General features: G+C 73.2%; 18 protein-coding genes. 5 read left to right on the forward strand and 13 right to left on the reverse strand.

Going from position 1 to position 19151, the window contains the following annotated elements; genetic code table 11:
* Positions 1–131: 131 nt before the first annotated feature.
* The 10 genes from ABTZ99_RS39925 to ABTZ99_RS39970 form a co-directional block, all read right to left on the reverse strand.
* Positions 132–1616, reverse strand: coding sequence for a chymotrypsin family serine protease (locus tag ABTZ99_RS39925; protein WP_499618228.1), 1485 nt, complete (start codon positions 1614–1616; stop codon positions 132–134).
* A gap of 160 nt (positions 1617–1776) precedes the next feature.
* Entirely contained in the window at positions 1777–2589 is an 813-nt protein-coding gene (locus ABTZ99_RS39930; RefSeq protein ID WP_499618230.1) for a nitroreductase/quinone reductase family protein, read from the reverse strand.
* 482 nt (positions 2590–3071) lie between these two features.
* Complete coding sequence (locus ABTZ99_RS39935; RefSeq protein ID WP_498772298.1) at positions 3072–4373, reverse strand: ABC transporter permease; 1302 nt, start codon at positions 4371–4373, stop codon at positions 3072–3074.
* Entirely contained in the window at positions 4370–5107 is a 738-nt protein-coding gene (locus tag ABTZ99_RS39940) for an ABC transporter ATP-binding protein (RefSeq protein WP_498772296.1), read from the reverse strand. Before ABTZ99_RS39940 ends, ABTZ99_RS39935 begins: the two co-directional genes overlap by 4 nt.
* A complete protein-coding gene (locus ABTZ99_RS39945; RefSeq protein WP_498772294.1) occupies positions 5104–6114 on the reverse strand; it encodes an efflux RND transporter periplasmic adaptor subunit in 1011 nt (336 codons plus the stop codon). Before ABTZ99_RS39945 ends, ABTZ99_RS39940 begins: the two co-directional genes overlap by 4 nt.
* A 140-nt stretch (positions 6115–6254) precedes the next feature.
* Positions 6255–7247: a GDSL-type esterase/lipase family protein gene (locus ABTZ99_RS39950; RefSeq protein ID WP_498772292.1), complete on the reverse strand. Its 993-nt coding sequence runs from the start codon at positions 7245–7247 to the stop codon at positions 6255–6257.
* 201 nt (positions 7248–7448) lie between these two features.
* Positions 7449–7877: a hypothetical protein gene (locus ABTZ99_RS39955; protein ID WP_499618232.1), complete on the reverse strand. Its 429-nt coding sequence runs from the start codon at positions 7875–7877 to the stop codon at positions 7449–7451.
* 94 nt (positions 7878–7971) lie between these two features.
* On the reverse strand, positions 7972–8916 hold the full coding sequence (locus ABTZ99_RS39960) for a sporulation protein (RefSeq protein ID WP_498772288.1): 945 nt from the start codon (positions 8914–8916) through the stop codon (positions 7972–7974).
* A 25-nt stretch (positions 8917–8941) separates the two neighbouring features.
* Complete coding sequence (locus tag ABTZ99_RS39965) at positions 8942–9979, reverse strand: hemolysin family protein (RefSeq protein WP_498772286.1); 1038 nt, start codon at positions 9977–9979, stop codon at positions 8942–8944.
* Entirely contained in the window at positions 9976–11277 is a 1302-nt protein-coding gene (locus ABTZ99_RS39970) for a hemolysin family protein (RefSeq protein ID WP_498772284.1), read from the reverse strand. Before ABTZ99_RS39970 ends, ABTZ99_RS39965 begins: the two co-directional genes overlap by 4 nt.
* Before the next feature lie 131 nt (positions 11278–11408).
* Between ABTZ99_RS39970 and ABTZ99_RS39975 the strand changes: the two genes are divergently transcribed.
* Together ABTZ99_RS39975 and ABTZ99_RS39980 are read left to right on the forward strand one after the other, a co-directional pair.
* Entirely contained in the window at positions 11409–11798 is a 390-nt protein-coding gene (locus ABTZ99_RS39975) for a MerR family transcriptional regulator (protein ID WP_498772282.1), read from the forward strand.
* Positions 11799–11827: 29 nt separating this feature from the next.
* Positions 11828–12100, forward strand: a complete 273-nt coding sequence (locus ABTZ99_RS39980; RefSeq protein ID WP_498772280.1) for a hypothetical protein — start codon at positions 11828–11830, stop codon at positions 12098–12100.
* 48 nt (positions 12101–12148) lie between these two features.
* On the opposite strand, the gene ABTZ99_RS39985 is transcribed toward ABTZ99_RS39980, so the two are convergent.
* Together ABTZ99_RS39985 and ABTZ99_RS39990 are read right to left on the reverse strand one after the other, a co-directional pair.
* On the reverse strand, positions 12149–12811 hold the full coding sequence (locus ABTZ99_RS39985; protein ID WP_498772278.1) for a hypothetical protein: 663 nt from the start codon (positions 12809–12811) through the stop codon (positions 12149–12151).
* A 115-nt stretch (positions 12812–12926) separates the two neighbouring features.
* Entirely contained in the window at positions 12927–13877 is a 951-nt protein-coding gene (locus tag ABTZ99_RS39990) for a cation diffusion facilitator family transporter (protein ID WP_498772276.1), read from the reverse strand.
* An 87-nt stretch (positions 13878–13964) separates the two neighbouring features.
* On the opposite strand from ABTZ99_RS39990, the gene ABTZ99_RS39995 reads away from it, so the two are divergent.
* Together ABTZ99_RS39995 and ABTZ99_RS40000 are read left to right on the forward strand one after the other, a co-directional pair.
* A complete protein-coding gene (locus tag ABTZ99_RS39995; RefSeq protein ID WP_498772274.1) occupies positions 13965–14336 on the forward strand; it encodes an ArsR/SmtB family transcription factor in 372 nt (123 codons plus the stop codon).
* A 145-nt stretch (positions 14337–14481) separates the two neighbouring features.
* Positions 14482–14661 carry a hypothetical protein gene (locus ABTZ99_RS40000; protein WP_498772272.1) on the forward strand — a complete coding sequence of 60 codons (180 nt, stop codon included), beginning with the start codon at positions 14482–14484 and terminating at the stop codon, positions 14659–14661.
* A gap of 119 nt (positions 14662–14780) precedes the next feature.
* Here ABTZ99_RS40000 and ABTZ99_RS40005 read toward each other — a convergent pair whose 3' ends face one another.
* Positions 14781–17807 (reverse strand): AfsR/SARP family transcriptional regulator, encoded by a 3027-nt coding sequence (locus ABTZ99_RS40005; RefSeq protein WP_499618237.1) that lies wholly within the window; start codon positions 17805–17807, stop codon positions 14781–14783.
* A gap of 178 nt (positions 17808–17985) precedes the next feature.
* Here ABTZ99_RS40005 and ABTZ99_RS40010 point away from each other — a divergent pair, with 178 nt between their 5' ends.
* Positions 17986–19146: an L-histidine N(alpha)-methyltransferase gene (locus ABTZ99_RS40010; protein WP_498772268.1), complete on the forward strand. Its 1161-nt coding sequence runs from the start codon at positions 17986–17988 to the stop codon at positions 19144–19146.
* Positions 19147–19151 lie beyond the last annotated feature (5 nt).

Below are 19151 nucleotides of genomic sequence, written 5' to 3' on the forward strand. Positions count from 1 at the left end.
AACGACACCGACAACCTCCACACGACGACGCCCCCGACACGACCGGATGATCATGTCGAGGGCGTCGTCGTAGATCAATTCGCCAACAGCATCCCCCGAGTCGGGGGAGGCGGGCCGAGGCGCGGGACGGGTCAGCCGTTCGCGGTGGTGATCACCGAGAACGTCGACCGCAGGCTCGCGTAGCGGGTGTGGATGTCGGTCAGGATGGTCTCGACCGGCACGTAGTTGTTCAGCTCGCCGGAGACGCACGCGCCCGTGCGGGACTGCTGGTTGCCTTCCAGGATGCCCAACGCGGTGTGGTCGACCTGGCTGAACAGCGGTCCGCCGCTGTCACCCGGGCGGGCGCAGATGTCGGTGTTGATGCCGACGTCGGTCGACAGCACGCGGCCGCAGCGGGTGCCCGGCTTGTAGCCCTTGCCCGCTCCGCTGTCGACCGCGCCGGGCGAGTCGATCGCGTTGGAGGCGGAGCCGGTCGCGCACACGACCCAGCCGGCCTTGACCTCGGCCAGCGTGTGGGTGCCGGTGATGTACTCGTCCGCCGACGTCTCCTGCACGCCGCACGGTGTGTCGGCGTTGCTGTCCGTCCCACCGTTGAAGCAGTACTTCAGCACCCGGTTGCGGCCGGTGTGGTTCTCCAGCCAGGTGTTGCGGGTCGGGGTGTCGACGTACAGCAGCGCCGCGTAGTCGTACGGGTAGGAGTTCCTCTCGATGCCGTGCTGCTGGAGCACGGGCACGCCGTTGTGCTGCGTCGGCGTGTTGTTGGTCTTGGTCGCCATGCAGTGGCCCGCGGTCAGCACCCAGGCCTTGCCCGGGTGGCCGCCGCCGGTGGAGCGCAGGTTGAAGCCGGCCGTGCAGCCGCCCCAGGTCCCGTTGTCGCGCTTCATGTCCAGCCGCAGGCCGCCGCGCATCGGCCCGTAGTTGACGCACGCGAGCGGGTGGCAGGCGCCCTGGTCGGGGAACGTGGCCGCGAGCGGGTTCGGCTTGGGCAGGACCTTGGACCGCACGGCCACGCCGGTCCCGCCGGACTCCTCGGCCACCGCCCGACGTGCCGCGTCACTCTCGTGCGCGACCTCGGCGTCCTTGGCCACCGCGACCTTCTCCCGCGCGACCCACGAGCGCTCCCACAGGACGACCTCGTTGTCACGCTCGTTGACCGCGGGCAGGTACACGGCCTCGGAGCCGGCGCCCACCTTGGCGGCGATCCGGTCCTTGGCGGCGGTCAGGTCGGCCAACGAGTGCCGCACGGCCTGCGTGCGGACGTGCGCCCGGTCGGGCAGGTCCGCCAGGAGCCGGTTCGCGGCGGCCGGGTCGGTCAGCGCGACCACCAGCTCGCCGGTTTCCTGGTCGAGCCACATGCCGCCGTACTCGGCCGCGTTCTCCTGGCGCAGCACGCCGTCCAGGCGCACCGCCTCGTGCTGGAGCTCGAGCCGGCGCAGCGCCTCCCGCTCGCTGACGCCGTAGTTGTCGACGAGGTACCGCACGGACTCCGCGACCGCCGCCGGGTTCAGCGTGGCGCGTGCCGAGGGCGCGGCGGTGGCACCTCCCGTCGCGCTCACCACGGTCGCCGCGACGACCAGCGAGGCGAACAGGGCCCCCAAGCCCTTTGCTCTACCCACGGACATCTCCTTGCTCGGTGGATGGGGAACATGAGCATTCAACCTGACGTGGACTGGCCGCATCGGTGAAGCCCTGCCGCGCGAGACTAAGACACGGGGTTCCACTTACTTCATGTCCTCACGCGGACGATCGGTTGTCACGAAGTCGCCGGGGACTCCGTCAGGCGTCGAGGAAGGGGATCAACTGCTCCTCCTCGTAGGTCAGGTGGGCCTCCAGCTCGCCGATCAGCCGGTCGACGTCGGCGCGCAGGGTCGTCGCGTCGCCGCGTTCGAGGGTCTGCCGCAGTTGTGCCAGCAGGGCGGCGATCGCTTCGTGCTCCTCGGTGAGCCGGTCGAGGGTGGGCGCGAGTTCCGGGTACCGGTCCCGCAGCATCGTGAACATGCCGGTGTCCTCGGACGTGTGGTGGAAGCTCAGGCCCTGGCACGCGGTCAGGCAGTTGACCTTGAGCTGCGCGCCGAGCGTGGGCTTCGACGCGGCGACCTCCCGGCGGATGGTGGCGAGCTCCCGGCGGAACGCGCCGTGCACGAGCTTGAGCGCGGCGCCCCAGCTCGTCGCGTTCGGCGGGCCGCCGGAGACCTGGGTCAGCGCGACCACGGGGATCAGCCGGGACGTCTTGGCCTGGTACTCGGCCCAGCCCGGGTCGGACTCGACGGCCCGCTCCCACAGCTCGTCGCGCTCCGGTCCGGTCAGGACGGCCGCCTTGGCCTCGTAGGTGAAGACGCCGTCCTCCACCTGCGCCACCGGGTTGGCCACGAGGTTGTGGAACCAGCCGGGGTGGCGTGGCGAGCCGCCGCCGGACGCGATGACGACGATCCGGTCGCCGTCCGGCAGGTAGCCGAGGGGGTGGGTGCGGCGTGCGCCGGTCCGCGCGCCGGTGGTGGTCAGCAGGATGAGCCTGCCTCCTTCGAAGGGACCGCCGACGTGGCCCGCGTTGGCGCGGAACTCGGCGATCACCTGCTGGTGGAAATCCATCTGCGGTTCGTCTCCTGATTTTGGGCATGACCGGATCACCACGGGTGAATTGCGCCGTGGTTTTCGGTGAAGGTTTTGTGGAGGCGCGCGGGCACGACGGTCCCGCGCGGTGGCACGCGTGCGCGCGCCAGTGCGCCGATGCGCTGGTGTGTGGGGGGAACGGGGTGCGGGTGCGTCGCGGCTACGTGCGCGGAAACCCGGGAATCCCCGGTGTGCGGCGGGCCCCTGGCCCACCCGGCGGTCAAACCTTGGCCGGGTGACTCTCTCGCTCGTGGCTCAAGGCCGACCCGGCAGTCACGGGCGTGAGCATATCTCGTGAATGCGCGGTCGGGCAACTTCCCGTCATTGTGCGACGATCGGTGACGTGCCCCGTCTTCCTTTCCTGCTGGTGTGGCGAGTCGGCGGTGACCGGGTTGTTGTGGCGCAACAGCTCGGCCTGCGGCCGTGGACCGCCGCGCCCTGACCCCGCACGACCGGTGCGGCTACGCCCGCATGACGGTGGAGATCGGGATGCGGGCCGCGCGCAGCGCCGGGACGAGGCCGCCGAGGATGCCGGCCACCAGGCCCGCGACCACACCGGCCACGCCCGCCTGCCACGGGAACGCCGTGCCCTCCAGCGACGGGAACCGCGAGCCGAACACCACGAGCGCGAGCTTGAGCCCGACCACGCCCGCGCCGATCGCCAACGCCGCCGTGAGCAGGCCGGTCAGCAACGTCTCGGCCAGCACGATGCCCGCCAGCAACAGCCGGGGCGTGCCGACGGCCCGGCGCAGCGCGAACTCCTCGATGCGCTCGCCGACGGTGGCCAGGCCGACGTTGAGGATGCCCGCCACGCCGATCATGAGCACCAGCGCCGCCATGCCGAGGAAGATCCAGCGCATCAACGCCAGCTCGGTGGACATGCGCTTCAGCGTCTCCACCGTCTGGACGTGGATGCGGTCCTCGGGCGTGCCCGCCGCGACGAGCCTGGCGCGCAGGACGTGCTCGACCTCGACCGCCGTCGGCGTCATGAGCACCTGCAGGCCGGGGCCCGTGTCGCCGCCGCTCATGCTGGTCACCGGCAGCCAGTTCAGCAGCTCGTCGGACCGCACGTAGGCGGTCGGCTGGTAGCCGCCGTCGTCCACCACGCCGATGAACTGCGGCGTGGGGTTGGCGTCCGCGCCGTCGACCCTCATCTCGGCCGGCACCTGGTAGCGGCTGAAGGCCTTCGCCGCCTCCAGGTTGAGCACGAGCCGGGGCGCGAGCGACGGCGCGCCGCCGAAGTCGAGCCACTGGCCCTGCGCCGGGCGGAACGGCCGGAACTGGCGGATGTCGCCGGTGAGCCCGACGAGTTGCAGCTCGATCGCCTGGCCCTGCGGCGCGGTCGCGTTGCCGTCGTCGAGCGGGCGGCAGCCGTTCTCGTCGCACGTCATCGGGGGGCCGCCGGGCTGGTCGATCGGCCCGCCGCCCTCGTTGATCGGCTTCACGCCGGGTTCGCCGATGATCGCCCGCGCGCTGGTCATGGCGACGGCGTCGGTGCGGCCCTTCAGCACCTCCAACGCCACCGGCACGGCCTGGCCCTCCGGCGACAGGTACATCTGCCGGGTGCCGTCCTTGCCCTGGTACAGCTCGACGTCGGCGAGCATGGCCCGGTTCGCGATCTCCGCGCCGGCCTGCACCACGACGACGGCCAGCACGCCGAGGAACAGGCTCACCATCGACAGGAACGTGCGCAGCTTGCGGGCCCGGATGCCCTGGCCGCCGATGATCAGCGACGCCCGGAGCCTGCCCGACAGCCTGATCACGCGACCACCCGCTGCCCGGCCGGGCGCAGCAGGCCGTCGGACAGGTGCAGCACCCGGCCCATCTTCGCCGCGTGGTCGTGGTCGTGGGTGACGAGCACGAGCCCGCAGCCGACGTCGGTGGCCTGGCGCAGGACTTCCACGACGAGGTTGCCGGTCTCGGTGTCCAGGGCGCCGGTCGGCTCGTCGGCCAGCAGGATCCGCGGTTCGCGCACCAGGGCGCGGGCGATGGCGACGCGCTGCTGCTCGCCACCGGACAGCCGGGGCGGCTTGTGCTTGGCCAGGTGGCCGATGCCGACGCGCTCCAGCGCCGCGAGCACCTTGGCCTTGCGCTTGCGCCTGGGCAGCCAGCCCTGGCCGTTGACCAGCGCCATGGCCACGTTCTGCGCCGCGGTGAGGTGCTTGAGCAGGAAGAAGCGCTGGAACACGAACCCGAACTCGGCGCTGCGCAGCGCGGCGGCCTTGCGTTCGGGGATCTTCGTGATGTCGCGGTCGCCCAGCAGGTACTGGCCGCCGTCGGGTCGGTCGAACAGGCCGATCAGGCTGAGCAGGGTGCTCTTGCCGGAGCCGGAGCGGCCGAGGATGGCGACGCTGTCGCCCGCGTGGACGGTGAGGTCGACGCCCGCGAGGATGGTGCGCGGCTCGTCCTGGCCCTTGAGGGTCTTGGTCAGGCCGGTGAGGTGGATCAACGGCGGCGACGCCACGGGTGGCGGCACGAGCAGGGGTGACGTGGTCACTTGCGGCCCGCCCCGGGCTCGACCTGGCCCGCGGCCTCGCCGGGTGGCAGGTTCGGTCCGGGCACGGCCAGCGTCTCCTCGCCCGTCAGGCCCGACTTGATCTCCACGACCTTGCCGTCGGTGAGGCCGAGCTCGACGTCGGTGGTCACCTTGGCGCCGTCGGGGCCGACCACGTCGACCTTGCCCTTGCCCTGGCCGCCCGCGACCGCCTCGACGGGCACGACCAGCGCGTTCTGCGCGGACGCGGTGACGAGTTCGAGGGTGGCGGCGGCGCCGTTGACCATCTTGACGTCGGCGGGCGCGGTGCACACCAGGCGCAGGCCGGTCGGCTCGGAGGAGGTGTCGGGCTCCCGCGGCTGCTGCTGTGGCGGCGGCGCGGGGGTGTTCGCGCCGGTCGCGTCGGTGTCGTCCGGGTCGGGCTGCGCGGGTGGCGGCGCGGGCACGGTGCCCACGGGCAGTGCGGCGATCGTGCCGAGCAGCGTGCACGGGAACGGGCCGGGGCCGTTCTTGATCTGCGCCTGCACGGTGCCCTGCGCGGCCTCGGAGATCCGGTAGGCCTGCTCGCCGTCGATCTCGGCGACGATGCCGTAGCCCGCGTGCTTCGCCGAGGCGATCGGCATGCCCGCGGTGACGGTGGCCCGGTCGTCGACCAGGCGTCCGCCGAACGTGGAGCCGGCGGGCACGTCGACGTTGGTGGGCTTGCCGTCCGTCCAGACCGTGGCGATCCGGGTGGGCCTGGTCGGCGTGGCGGTCGGTTCCTCCACGGTCCAGTAGCGCACCTGGCCGGCGACCGGGGCCACGATCCCGAACAGCGGGTTCATGGTGACCTTGCCGGTCAGGCTGACCTTGTTGGTCAGGTCCTGCCTGGTCGGCGTGGCCGTGGTCTGCACGGTGCCGCGCGGCGCGAGCTCCGGGTTGACCGGCTCGGCTCCGGTCGACGTGCACGAGGCCGCGGCGAGTACCGCCGCGGCCAGTCCGCACACGCGGACGAAGGCAGATTTCGACACCGGTCCCCCCAAAGCGATTCCCCTGTCCGGTCTCGCCAATTTACCCATATGACGCCGGGGGGATCATCGGGGTTGCGTGTGACGCGGAAACCGCTCTCACCCCGGCTGGGGCGAGAGCGGTTTCCGGTGGTCAGGGCCTGCTACGCGACGGCGTGCAGGTTCCCGTCGGCGCCGGCGAGGCACCGGGCCGAGCCCGCGCCGCCGTTGACGAACTCGGTGAGGCAGCGGCCGAGCTGCTCGTGGCCGGCGGCGTTCGGGTGGAACGACTGCTGGGCCAGGTGCAGGCCGATGGCGTCCAGGCCGCCGGTGACCAACGCGTACGGGTCGACGGTCAGCCTGCGCTGCCACTCGCCCGCGGAGCTCTCGCCCTTGCTGCACGCCTCGCGGTTCTCCGTGGCGCGGGAGAAGTCGAGGAACTTCACGCCCGACCGGGTCGCCACCCCGCGCAGCGCCTCGGACAGCTGCGGCACGGCGGTCGTGCGGCCGTAGCCCGCGTCGGCCAGGCGCAGCGGGCAGCCCTGCGGGCCGTGCAGGTAGCGGTCCATCTTCTCGGTCACCGGCGAGGCGTATGAGGTGAGGATCAGGTTGTAGGAGGAGGTGGCGTACCCGGCCTGGGTCATCGCGGTGCGGACGTCGCGCAGCGCGTTCTCGACCTTGGGCGCCATCCCGGCCAGCCGGCCGGGCCACTCGCGCTCCAACGTGGACCGGCAGCTCGCGCCGAACGGGTTCACCCACGCGGCCACGCAGTCGACCATCGTGTCGGCGAACCGCACGTCGTCGTTCGCGCCGACCTGCACGACGACGGTGGTGACGCGGTACTGGCGGGCGATGTCGATCAGCCGCCGCGCCTGGGAGCCCTCGGTGTAGTGCACGGTGTCGGCCAGGGACACGTTCGCCGAGTCCGCGCCGGAGCACGCGAGGTTGAACGTCCGCTCGGCCAACCGGGTGCGGTGGACCATGGCCTGGGTGGAGCGGTGGCACCAGTTGCCGTTCTCGCCGGCGGTGCCCGGCTCGTAGGACCCGGCGCCCTCGCCGGACATCGCGCTGTCGCCGAGCGACACCACGGCGGTCGGCCGGTCGTCGACGGCGCCGGCCGTGACGGGGACCGCGAGGAAGGTGGAGCCAGTGAGCAAGAGCGCGCTGATTACGGCGCCAACCTGTTTCCGCGACACCGCAGGCCTCCAAAGGGGTTGCCCTCGATCGGACGTGATCCGACCGTAGGGTGCGCGTAACGTGCCGACAACGTCCGATCGGCTGTTTTGCCCGAACCTTCGGCGGTCCGCAGGCGACCGACCCGCGGCGGGCCACATCGGTCCACAAAGGACGACCGACGATCAGCCCCAGGCGGCGAGTTGGTCTGCGCAGGCCCGGGACACCGCGGCCTCGTCGGACCCGTCGGTCAGCCGGCCCATCGGCAGGGCCGCGCGGACGTCGGCGGGCAGGTCCTCCACGATCTCGGCGGCCTTCTGCGCCACCCACCGCGACCCGGCGCGACCGTCGGCGAACATCCGCGCGACGCGGGTGCAGGAGAGCGCGGCGGCGGCGAGGTCGGCGGGCGGGATCGCCGCGCCGCAGTCGGCCAGCGCTCCCGCCAGCACGTCGCGCACTTCCCCAGGGTCCTGGCCGCTGAGCCCGGCCAACGCGCGCAGGCCGTCACCGTCGTACCCCGCGATCAACCAGTGCGCGGCCCAGCCCGGCACGTCCTCGGCGGGGACGGTGTCGAGGGCAGCCAGGAGCGCGACCAGTTTCGGCGTGGGGACCATGCGCACATCCTGCGGTGCGGGGGGCCGTGGGTCGAACGAGATAGAGCGGTGTGGTGGAGCGGAGGGGAGGCCGCCCCACCACACCCGATCGGAGCTACTCCTCGAAGCCGAGGTCCTCGCCGCCGTCGAACACCTCGTCGACGACCTCGCCGAGCACCATGCCGCCGACGACGCCCGCCGCGACACCGCCGACCACCGCGCCCATGCCCGGCCCGCGGTGGTGACCGTGGTGGCCGTGCTGACCCGGGTGGCCGTAGGCGGCGTGGCCGCCGCGTTCGGCGATCTGCGCCATCCACTGGCCGATCGCGCCCGCCCAGTCGGTGTTCACCGCGTCGGCGTGCGAGGCGTGGAACCGGCCGAAGGCGTCCGAGCCGGAGGAGAACACGCCGCCCCGCTTGTCCGCCTCCAGCACCACGACGAGCTCGTGCGGGCTGGTCACGAAGGTCAGCTCCACCTGGTTCACCCGGCCCGCGAACTGCGCCGGCGGGAAGAACTCGATCTCCTGGTAGAAGCCGAGTTCCTGGTGCACGCCGTGGATCCGGCCGGCCTCGACGTCGGCGGAGCGGAACTGGAAGCCGAGCTGCCCGAACGCGTCGAGCACCCGGTCCTGCGACGGCAGCGGCCCGACCAGCACCGGGTCCAGGTCGCCCTTGTCGGGCGCGCCGGAGATCACCAGCTCGGTCCGCACGCCCACCGTCACGCCGGGCAGCGGCTGGCCGCCGACCGCCGTGATCGGGGTCTCCCACGGCAGCGGCAGCTGGAACGGAACCGCCACCAGCTGACCGGCCGAGACCCGCACGTCCTGCGCCACGTCCAGGCGCAGGAACTCGGAGACGCCGCCGTACTCGTGGTCGCCGTGCTCCACCTCGACCCGGGTGACGAGGGACAGCACGATCCGGTCGATCCGGGCGTCGTTGCTGCCGCCCTGGATGCGCACCTGCCCGGTGATCACCTGGCCGGGCTGGGCGTGCGGCGTGTCGAGGACGGTGTCGACGGACGGTCCGCCGACGCCGAAGGCGCTGAGCATCCGCTTGAACATGGGGTGATGTCCCTCCGGGGCGTGGTCAGTTCGGTTGGTCGGTCTCGTCCTCGAAGTCGCCGATCAGCTCTTCGAGGAGGTCTTCGAGCGCGGCGATGCCGACGACGCGGCCCTCCGCGTCGGCCACCAGCGCCAGCTGCGCCCGCTCCGCGCGCATCCTCGTCACCGCGCCGGCGACCGGCAGTTCGGCGGGCAACGTCAACGGCGTCGTCATCAGGTCGCGGGCCGGGGTGTCGGCGCCGGCGGCGGTCGCCCGCACGGCCTCGCGGATGTGCACCAGGCCGACGAACCGCCCGTCGGCGTCGGTCACCGGGAACCGCGAGCGCCCGCACGCGCGGCTGCGGTCCTCGATCGCCCGCGCGCCGAGGTGCTCGGCGACGGTGACGGTGTGCTCCACCGGCACCATCACCTGCGCCACGGTGGTCTGCTGGAGCTGGAGCATCCGGGTCAGCAGCCGCCGCTGGCCCTCCGGGATCAGGCCGTGCTCGGCGGACTGCCGCACGAGCATCCGCACGTCGTCGGGGTGGTGCTCGCGGGTCAGCTCGTCCTTCGGCTGCACCTTCACCAGGAGCAGCAACGCGTTCGTGGTGGTGTTCAGGCCGCTCAGCAGCCGGCGCACGGCGTGCGCGAACACCCGGAACGGCATCGCCAGCAGCAGCGCCGACCGCTCGGGGTGGCTGATCGCCCACGACTTCGGCGCCATCTCGCCGAGCACCATGTGCAGGAACACCACCAGCACCAGGCTGATCGTGAACGAGACCGCGTACGACACGCCGGCCGGCAGGCCGACCGCGAGCAGCAGCGGGTCGAGCAGGTCCGCCACGGCGGGCTTCGCCAACGCGCCCAACCCCAGCGTGCACAGCGTGATGCCGAGCTGCGCGCCGGCGAGCATCAGCGACAGCTCCCGCACGCCCGCCAACGCGGCGCGCGCCGCGCGGCTCGTCTCGGCGGCTTCCTCCAGGCGGTGCCGCTTCGCCGCCATCAGGGCGAACTCGGCGGCGACGAAGAACGCGTTGGCCGCCAACAGGAACACCGACAGGAGCAACGACCAGGTGGTGCTCATCGCGGCACCCCCGTGGTGAGCAGGACCCGGCTGGGCACGTGCCGCGCCACGGCCGTGACCCGCACGCGGACGGCGCCGGTCGCCACCTCGTCGCCCACGTCGGGCGTCCGGCCGAGCCGGTGCAGCACCAGGCCGGAGACCGTGTCGTAGCTGTCGTGCGCGGGCAGCTCGATGCCGGTGGCGTCGGCGATCTCGTCGATCCGCAGCCGGCCCGGCACCTCCCACCCGTCGGCGCGCCGCTCCACGGTGTCGCGCACCACGTCGTCCTCGTCGTGGATCTCGCCGACCAGCTCCTCGGCCAGGTCCTCCAACGACACCACGCCCGCGAAGCCGCCGAACTCGTCCACCACGCACGCCAGCTGGCGGCGTTCGAGGCGGAGCCGTTCCAGCACGGCGGGCAGCGGCAACGTCGACGGCACCACCAGAGCGGGTGACGCGATCTCACCCACCGGTGTGGTGGCGCGGTCCTCGGGCGCGACGGTCAGCACCTCGGCCAACCCGACCACGCCGCGCAGGTCGTCCAGCCCGTCGCCGACGACGGGGAAGCGGGAGTGGCCGGTGTCCAGCAGCTCGACCACGCGCGTCACCGGCTCGTCGGCGCGGACGGCGCGCACCGAGACGCGCGGCGTCATGGCCTGGTCGGCGGCGAGGCCGCGGAAGTCGAGGCCGCGGTCGAGCAGGCGGGACAGCTCCGGGTCGAGGTGGCCCAGCGCCTGCGCCTCGCCGATGATCTGCCTGAGGTCGTCCGGGGTGGCGCCCTGCGGCAGCTCCTCGACCGGCTCGATGCCGACCGCGCGCAGCAGCCGGTTCGCCGCCGCGTCGAACAGCCTGATCACCGGGCCGGTGACCTTGAGGTAGGCCAGGGTGGACGCGCTCAGCGCCTTGGCGAGGGCGTCCGGTTTCGCGATGGCGAGGTTCTTGGGGAACAGCTCGCCGAGCACCATCTGGACCGCGGTCGCGAACGTGAGCGCGACGGCCATCGACAGCGGCACGGTCAACGCGGGCGACAGGCCCGTGCTCTCCTCGCCGAGGACGGCGGCCAGGCCCTCGCCCAACAGGGGTTCGGCGACGTAACCGGCGAGCAGCGCGGTCACCGTGATGCCGAACTGGGCGCCGGAGAGCATGAAGGAGAGGCGTTGCGTGACGCGGTAGGCGCGGTCGGCGGCCTTGTCGCCGTCCTCGGCCTGCTGGCGCAGGCGGCCCCGGTCCACGGCCAGGTAGGCGAACTCCTGGGCCACGAAGTAACCGGTGGCGGTGGTGAGCAGCACGATCGCCAGCGTGCCGGCGAGGATCAACATGGCGCGGAGTCGTTCAGCCGGGCCTGACCCGGCCGGTTACTGCAGCCTTCATCGGACATACCTCACACTAGCACGTGACACTGTATGGTTTGGGTGGAATCGGTCGAGGTCACGTGCGCGGGAGGTGAGCGGTGGCGGAGGTGCTGCTCAAGATCGGCGAGCTGGCCGCGCGCGCCGGCGTCAGCATCCGCACCGTCGACTACTACACGAGCCTGGGGCTGCTCTCCCCCGCGCGGCGCACGGCGGGCAACTACCGGCTCTACGGGCCCGGTGACGTGGAGCGCATCCACCTCGTGCGGCGGCTGGAGGTGCAGGGCGTGCCGCTGGAGGAGATCGCGACCGCGTTCACCACGCGGCAGGCCGACGTCGGCCCCATCCTGGACCGGATCGGCGAGGACCTGCGCGCGTTGCACACGGCGGCGGAATCGGCCTCGCCGGAGGCGCACGGCGTGCTGACGGCCATCGCGAACCGCGTGCACTCGTTGATCACGCTGGCGCTGGAGATGCCTCCCCTGCCTTGAGACCCGAGACCCGTTTCAGGAGGCCTGTCGTGACCACGCCGGAACCCGGCCCGTTCCAGCCGTACATCTCGGCGCACGACACGCCCAGCACCGCACCCACCTGGAAGCACCACTCGGTCAAGGCGTCGCTGCACCGCATCCGCCACAGCCGGACGGTCGAGGACGCGCACGCCCAGGCGACGACCGAGGCGGTGGTGCTCCTGCACTCGATCCGTCGCACCCTGGTGTGGATCGCGGTGCTGATCACGTTCGTCGTGGTGGTCTTGGTGATCGTGCCGTGGGCCGCACTCGTGTTCGGGTAGCCGCCGTGGACCCCGCCGCGCGGGCGGCGGGGTCGATGACGGAGCCGATCAGCCCAACCAGGGGGCGAAGTGCTCGGCCACGACGGTGGTCAGGCCGCCGACGCTGAGCCGGCCGTCGACCTCGATCACCCGCAGGCCGTGCTCCCGCGCCCGGTCGACCACGTCCTCGGCCAGGAGGCGGTCCCGTTCGAGGCGGTTGGCCTGCGCCCGTTCCGGGTCGCTCACCGCGACCGACACCTTGGCGGCCCTGGGCAGCTCGCGCAGCTGCCGTTGCCGGAACGCCTCGGTCGGCACCAGGAACACGGCCTGGCGCGGGTCGGCGAGCAGCGGCGCGACGAGCTCCGGCCGCAGGCCCCACCCCTCGGCGACGAGCGGACGGCCGCTGGACAGGGCGCGCAGGTCGTCGAGCACCATGCCGAAGCGCTCGGCGTGGCTGTGCTTGCTGTGCTCGGCCATCTCCTGCGGCGACGGCCGCACCCACGTCGTGTCGGGGTCGTGCGCCTGGAGGGTCTGCCACGCGTGCCGGTGCGGGTAGCGACCGGCCTGCGCCAGGGCGCGGTCGTAGTGGCCCCGGGCGTCGTGGAAGTCGTAGTGGTAGGCGGTCAGTCCGAATCGGCGCGACAAGAGCCAGGCGACGGTCGACTTGCCCGACCACTGCGCGCCGCCGATCCACAGGACAGTGCTGAGTTCACCAGAAGGTCCCCACCTCATGGTGGCAAGGGTGACGGCTCCCGATGGCGCGCACAAGTCTTGTTTTTGCTGGTCAGAAGTGGTTTAGTGGTAGGTGTTCAGCCGGTTATATGGCCCCCACCTCGACCGGCGGCAGTCAGGCCCCACCCGTCGCGGGCTCGGTGTGCACGGTGACGGCGGTCAGGCGCGGCACGGCGCGCTTGAGGTGGTGCTCGACCTCGTGCGCGATGCGGTGGCCCTGCTCGACGCTCAGCCCCGCGTCCACCGCGATCGCCAGCTCCGCCCGCAGCACGTGCCCGGTCCAGCGCATCCGCACCCGGTCGGCCCGCACCACGCCGTCGACCTGCGCGGCGGCGCGTTCGGCCAGGTCCACCGACGCCGGGTCGACCGCGTCGAGCAGCCGGCCGAAGACCTCGCCGGCCGCGTCGCGCAGGACGACCAGGATGGCGACCGTCATGCCGAGACCGACGAGCGGGTCGGCGGCGGGGAAGCCGAGGGCCACGCCGGCGCCGCCCAGCACGACGGCCAGCGAGGTGAAGCCGTCGGTGCGGGCGTGCAGGCCGTCAGCCACCAGCGCGGCCGAGCCGATGTCCCGGCCGACGCGCATGCGGTAGCGGGCGACCAGTTCGTTGCCGAGGAACCCGACCACGCCCGCCGCCGCCACGACCCAGAGGTGCCGCACCGGCTGCGGGTCGAGCAGTCCGCGCACCGACTCGTACCCGGCGTACACCGCCGAGGCGGCGATCACCAGCACGATCGCGACGCCGGCGAGGTCTTCCGCGCGACCGAGGCCGTAGGTGAACCGGCGGGACGCGGCCCGGCGGCCCAGCACGAACGCGATGGCCAGCGGCACGGACGTGAGGGCGTCGGCGAAGTTGTGCACGGTGTCGCCCAATAGTGCGACCGAGCCCGTGACCAGCACCAGCACCGCCTGGACGACCGCCGTGGCGAACAGCGCCACGAACGAGACGACCAGCGCCCGCATCCCGCGCCTGCTGCTCTCCAGGGCGCTGTCCACGCGGTCCGCCGAGCGGTGCCCGTGGCCGTGACCATGCCCGTGGCCATGTCCGTGCGTTCTGTCGGTCACCGTTCCGCCTCTGGTCGACCTCTGACTGGGACGTTGGCAGCATACCTGCGCAGTCACGCAGATACGCAACCAAGTAGGCTTACCCCCATGCACACCGCGTTGTCGGACTTCGACATGCCCAACGACGAGCAGGTCCACCTGGCCGCCGAGTCGTTCCGCCTGCTCGCCGACCCGACCCGGATCAAGGTGCTCTGGGCGTTGTTGCAGGGCGAGTCCTCCGTCGCCTGCCTCGCCGAGCTGGCGGGCGCCGCGCCGACCGCGGTCAGCCAGCACCTGGCCAAGCTGCGCCTCGCGGGTCTGGTGAAGGGCCGTCGGGAAGGGACGTTCGTCTACTACTCGGCCGCCAACGACCACGTGAAATCCCTTCTGGCGCAAGCGCTCTTCCACGCCGACCACGTCGACCGCGGCATCCCGCCCGCCGACGACGCCGAGCAGGAGGTCGCGCACCACCAGCACTGAGCGACACCGGCGGTTTCACCCTTACGTCGCAACGAATCGGGCTTATCAGTGCAGCTCAGCGGGTATCCGAAGCGTCCCCACCCGGTTCGACGAGGAGCAGGATCATGGGCACCTCCCCCTCTCCCCTCCGCGACGGGAGGCCGTGATGGCGCAGTCGCGGGACCTGATCGACATCCGCAGCGGAGACCTCTTCCACCAACCCGTCCCCTACGGCCTGGTGTACCCGACGTGCACGGCGGACGGCGAAGCGCCGCCCAGCCAGCGCGGCCGGACCTGGGAGCACCTGACCGCCTCGGGCCGCGTCCTCGAGCCGGTAGCCCGGTGACGCGCGGCAGCAGTCCCCCGACGGGGCCGCGGGCAGCAGCCCGCGGCCCCGTTCTCGTTGCGGTGCAAGGGAACCTGCCGATGACCGACGCCCGCCGGACGAGGGCGTGACGGCCCGCGTCACGACCTGACGCGCGCCGCGCACACCGCGCAGTCCGGCACCGCCCGGTCCGGCACGCCGAGCGCGGCGAACCCCTCCGCCGCCGCGCGCCACGACCGCACCGCCTCGCCGTGCCGCCCGGCGGCGCACTCCGCCCGCGCCACCCCGTGGTGCCCGCGCGCCCGCTCGTACCGGCCGCCGGCCCGCCGGGCGTGCTCGAAGTGCCGCAACGCCAGTTCCGGCTCGCCGGTCGCCAGGCGCAGCAGCCCCAGCTGGTACCGGACCTCGCCGAGCAACGGCACGTCGTCGGCCACCGCGCCGACCGCCAACGCCGCGTCGAGGTGGTCGCGGGCCTGGCTGAGCCCGCCGCGCGCCAGGTGCACCGAGCCCAGCCCGCACAACGCCTCGCCCTCGTGCCGCTGGTCGCCGAGCTCGCGGAACCGGACCAGGGCGTCGCGGTAGTGCGCGGTCGCGCGGTCGGGTTCGCCCGCCTGCCGGTGCACGTGCCCGAGGTTGAGGGTGGCGGCGGCGACGCCGAACCGGTTGGCCAGCTTCTCGAACACGGTCAGCGCCCGCTGCCCGTGGTCGAGCGCGCGGACCGGGTCGCCGAGCCGGAGGTGGAAGCCGCCGAGCGCGGTGTGCGCGACCGCCTCGCCGAACGCGTCGTCCTGGCCGAGCCGCAGCGCCAGCGCCCGCTCGCCCTGCTCGACCGCGTCCCGGTAGCGCCCGGCCAGGTAGTGCACGACGGCGATGTTGGTCGACGTCCGCGCCGCGCCCGCGTGGTCGCCGAGTTCTTCCCACAGCGCCGACGCCTGCTCGTAGGCGTCCACCGCGTCGGTGTGCCGCTGGGAGGTCTGGTGGGCGACGCCGAGCGCGTTGAGCGTCTCGGCCTGTGCCCGGATGTCGCCGAGGGCGCGCGCGGACGTCAGGGCGACCTCGTGGGTGGCGGTCCAGTCGTCCAGCAGGCCGAGGGTGAACCAGTGCCGCCACAACGCGTTCGGCAGCCGCCAGGCGTGCTCGTGCCGGCCGGAGGCGGCGGCTAGGCGGGTGGCCGCGACGAGGTTGCGGCGCTCGTCGTCCAGCCACCGCGCGGCGGTGTCGCGGTCGCCGGGGCCCGCGTCGGTCTCGACCGCGGCCACCGCTGCCGCCGCCCGGTCCAGGTACCAGTCGAGCACCCGGACGACGGCGGCGTCGCGCTCGTCGGGGTCGGCCAACTCGGCGGCGTACACGCGCAGCAGGTCGTGCAGCCGGTAGCGGTCGAGCCCGACCTCCTCGACCAGGTGGCCGGAGGCGAGCACGGCGAGCGGGCGGTGGACGTCCGACCCGGTGGCCGCGGCGGCGGCCTCGACGTCGAAGTCCGCGCCGGGTAACGCGCCCAGCAGCCGGAACACGCGCGCCACGTCGGGTGTCAGCGCCCGGTAGGACCAGGAGAAGACGGCGCGCACCGCGGCGGACGGGTCGTCCGGGGGCGAGAGCAGGTCGATCCGCCTGGTCTCGTCGGCCAGCTGCGCGGCCAGCGCGGTCAACGTCACCGAAGGTCGGCGCACGGCCCGGTGCGCCACGACCCGCAACGCCAGCGGCAGCCCGCCGCACAGGTCGACCAACCGTGCGGCGGCGGCCGGTTCGACGTCCACGCGTCGGCCGAGCACACCGCGCAGCAGCGCCACGCCGTCGTCGGCCGACAGCGGCACGACGGCGACCGGGTGCGCGTTGTCGCGGGCGGCGAGGCCGGCGAGCTCCGCGCGGCTGGTGACCACGACGGCGCAGCCGGGCGCGCCGGGCAGCAGCGGCCGGACCTGCTCGGCGGAGCGGGCGTTGTCCAGGACCAGGAGGACGCGGCGGTCGGCGAGCAGGGACCGGCACAGCGCCGAGCGCTCGGCTTCGCTCTCCGGCACGTGGTCGCGGTGCACGCCCAACGCGCGCAGGAACTCGCCCAGCACGGCCCGCGGCAACGCCGGCTCGCCTTCCCCGTGCCCGCCGAGGTCGGCGTAGAGCTGCCCGTCGGGGAACCGCTCGGCGACGCGGTGCGCCCAGCGCAGCGCGAGGGCGGTCTTGCCGACACCGGGCGTGCCGACGAGCGCGACCACGACGGGCCCGGCGAACCCATCCCCCACCACCGGACCAGCGCCCGACCCCGCCCTCGGGCTCACCGCCGCCCCACCGGCAACCGCCGCGAGCGGCCCGTCCCCCGCCCGAGCCGCCGCCTGCGAGGCGAGCAGGGCGTCCAACCCGGCCAGGTAGCCCTCCCTCGCGACCAGGTCACCGGCCGGAGGCAGCTGGCGAGGTGTCGGCGTGGTGGCGGGGGCCGGGGTGTCGGCGTCGGCCAGCAGCCGTTGGTGCAGGTGGCGCAGGTCCGCGCCCGGTTCGACGCCCGCCTGCTCGATCAGCAGCCCGCGCAACCGCCGGTAGACCTCCAGCGCCTCCACCCGCCGCCCGCAGCGGTGCAGGGCGAGCATCAGGGCGCCGGCCACGCGTTCCCGGCCGGGGTGCTCGGCGGCCAGCGCGGTCAGGTCGCCGACCACGTCGTGGTGCCGCCCCAGCTCCAGGTCCGCCTCCAGCCGGTCCTCCAGCGCGGCCAGCCTCTCCTCGGCCAGCGCGACCACCAGGCGGTTGCGCAGCGGGCCGTCCGCCGTGTCCGCCAACGGCGCGCCGCGCCACTCCCCCAGCGCCGTCGCGAGCAGCCGCCGCCGCACCGCCACGTCCGCCGTGGCCCGCGCCCGGGCCACGCCCTCCCGGAACCGGTGCAGGTCGACGTCCGCCGGGTCGACGTCGAGCCGGTAGCCGCCGCCCGTGCCGACCAGCGCCACGCCCAGCCCGCCGAGCAGCTTGCGCAGCCTCGACACGTACACCTGGAGCGTGCCGCGGGCGGTCGGCGGCGGCACGTCCCACAGCGCCTCCGCCAACCGCGCCACCGGCAGCACGCGACCGGCTTCCGAAGCCAGCACCGCCAGCACGCACCGGAGCTGCGGGCCCGGCACCGGGATCACCCGATCCCCGTGCGCCACCTCGACCGGACCCAGGACCGACAACCGCACCGCGCCCCCCATGGCGAGTGAAGCTAGCGACAGATCCGGCCCGGACACAGGCTGTCCGGCCGTCCGGAGCTGTCCCGGACAGCCGTCCGGGCCGCGCGCGACCGCCCGCGCACCCGCCGCGGCGAAAAGCACGTGACTGTCGGTGGTGATCGGTAGGCTCACCGTGCGGACCCACAGCGGAGGAGGCCGAGTGACGGCGAGCGACGGGCGGCTGGTCGGCGACCTGGCCAGGGCCATCGACGAGTCGGACTTCGCCTGGTCGCTGGTGCTTGTCGGCGAGGACCAGCGCGACAAGCTGGCCGCGCTGACCAGCGACCTGCTCGGCAAGCCGTCGACCAGCGGCGACGGCAAGCAGATCGCCTCCGGCTACGCCTACTGGGGCATCGGGCCGACGATCGCCTGGGCGCACGCCTGCGCCGACCCGTTCTACCTGGTGATGAAGCAGAGCCTGGACTCGTTCACCCGCCGCTGGGGCCGGGTGCGCGGCCGGATCGGCGAGGGCTTCCACCACGTCAGCTTCGGCGTCGGCACCGGGCACAAGGACCGGCTGGTCCTGGAGCACCTGCTGGAGCGCAACCCCGGCCTGCTCTACGTGCCGGTCGACATGAGCTCGGAGATGCTGCGGCTCGGCACGCAGGAGGCCACGCACCGCGTCGGCCTGCGCGGGCACCGGGTGGTGCCGGTGCAGCTCGACTTCTCCCTCCGCGACAACCTGGCCGAGCTGCGCGAGCTGATCCACCGGCTGGTCGGCGACGAGCCGGTGCTGTACTCGCTGCTGGGCAACACGCTGGCGAACTTCGACCACGACGACGAGCTGCTCGCGAACCTCACCGCGCTGGTCCGGCCGCAGGACCTGTTCCTGCTGGAGGTCGCCACCACCGAGGCGTTGAACGACGACCTGGCGCAGGACGCGGTCGAGGAGTACGCGCGCAGCCGCGCCTACCGCGAGTTCGTGACCAGCTCGCTGCTGCACAACACCGACCTGACGATCAACGTGGACGCGGTGCAGTTCCGGGGCGCGGTCGAGGGCGACCGGGCGTTGGCGGTGAAGGTCGTCTACCAGAACCAGACCGGCGGCGACATCATGATGATGCTGCCCGACCGCAACCGGGTGCCGTTCCCCGACCGGGACACCATCCGCCTCTACCTGACCCGCAAGTACGCGCGGAAGGCGTTGGACGGGATCGTGCGCGAGGCCGGGATGCGCAAGGTCACCGGCACGCACTCCGACTTCGGCGTGCCGCGCTCGTCGCAGGGCTTCGGCATGGACCTGCTGCTGCTCGCGCCCGGCGAGCCCGTGCCCGCGCCGAGGACGGACGACAACGTGGCCGACGTCATCTGGGGGAACTGACCCCC

Source organism: Actinosynnema sp. NPDC002837, from assembly GCF_040295345.1.
Classification (GTDB): domain Bacteria; phylum Actinomycetota; class Actinomycetes; order Mycobacteriales; family Pseudonocardiaceae; genus Actinosynnema.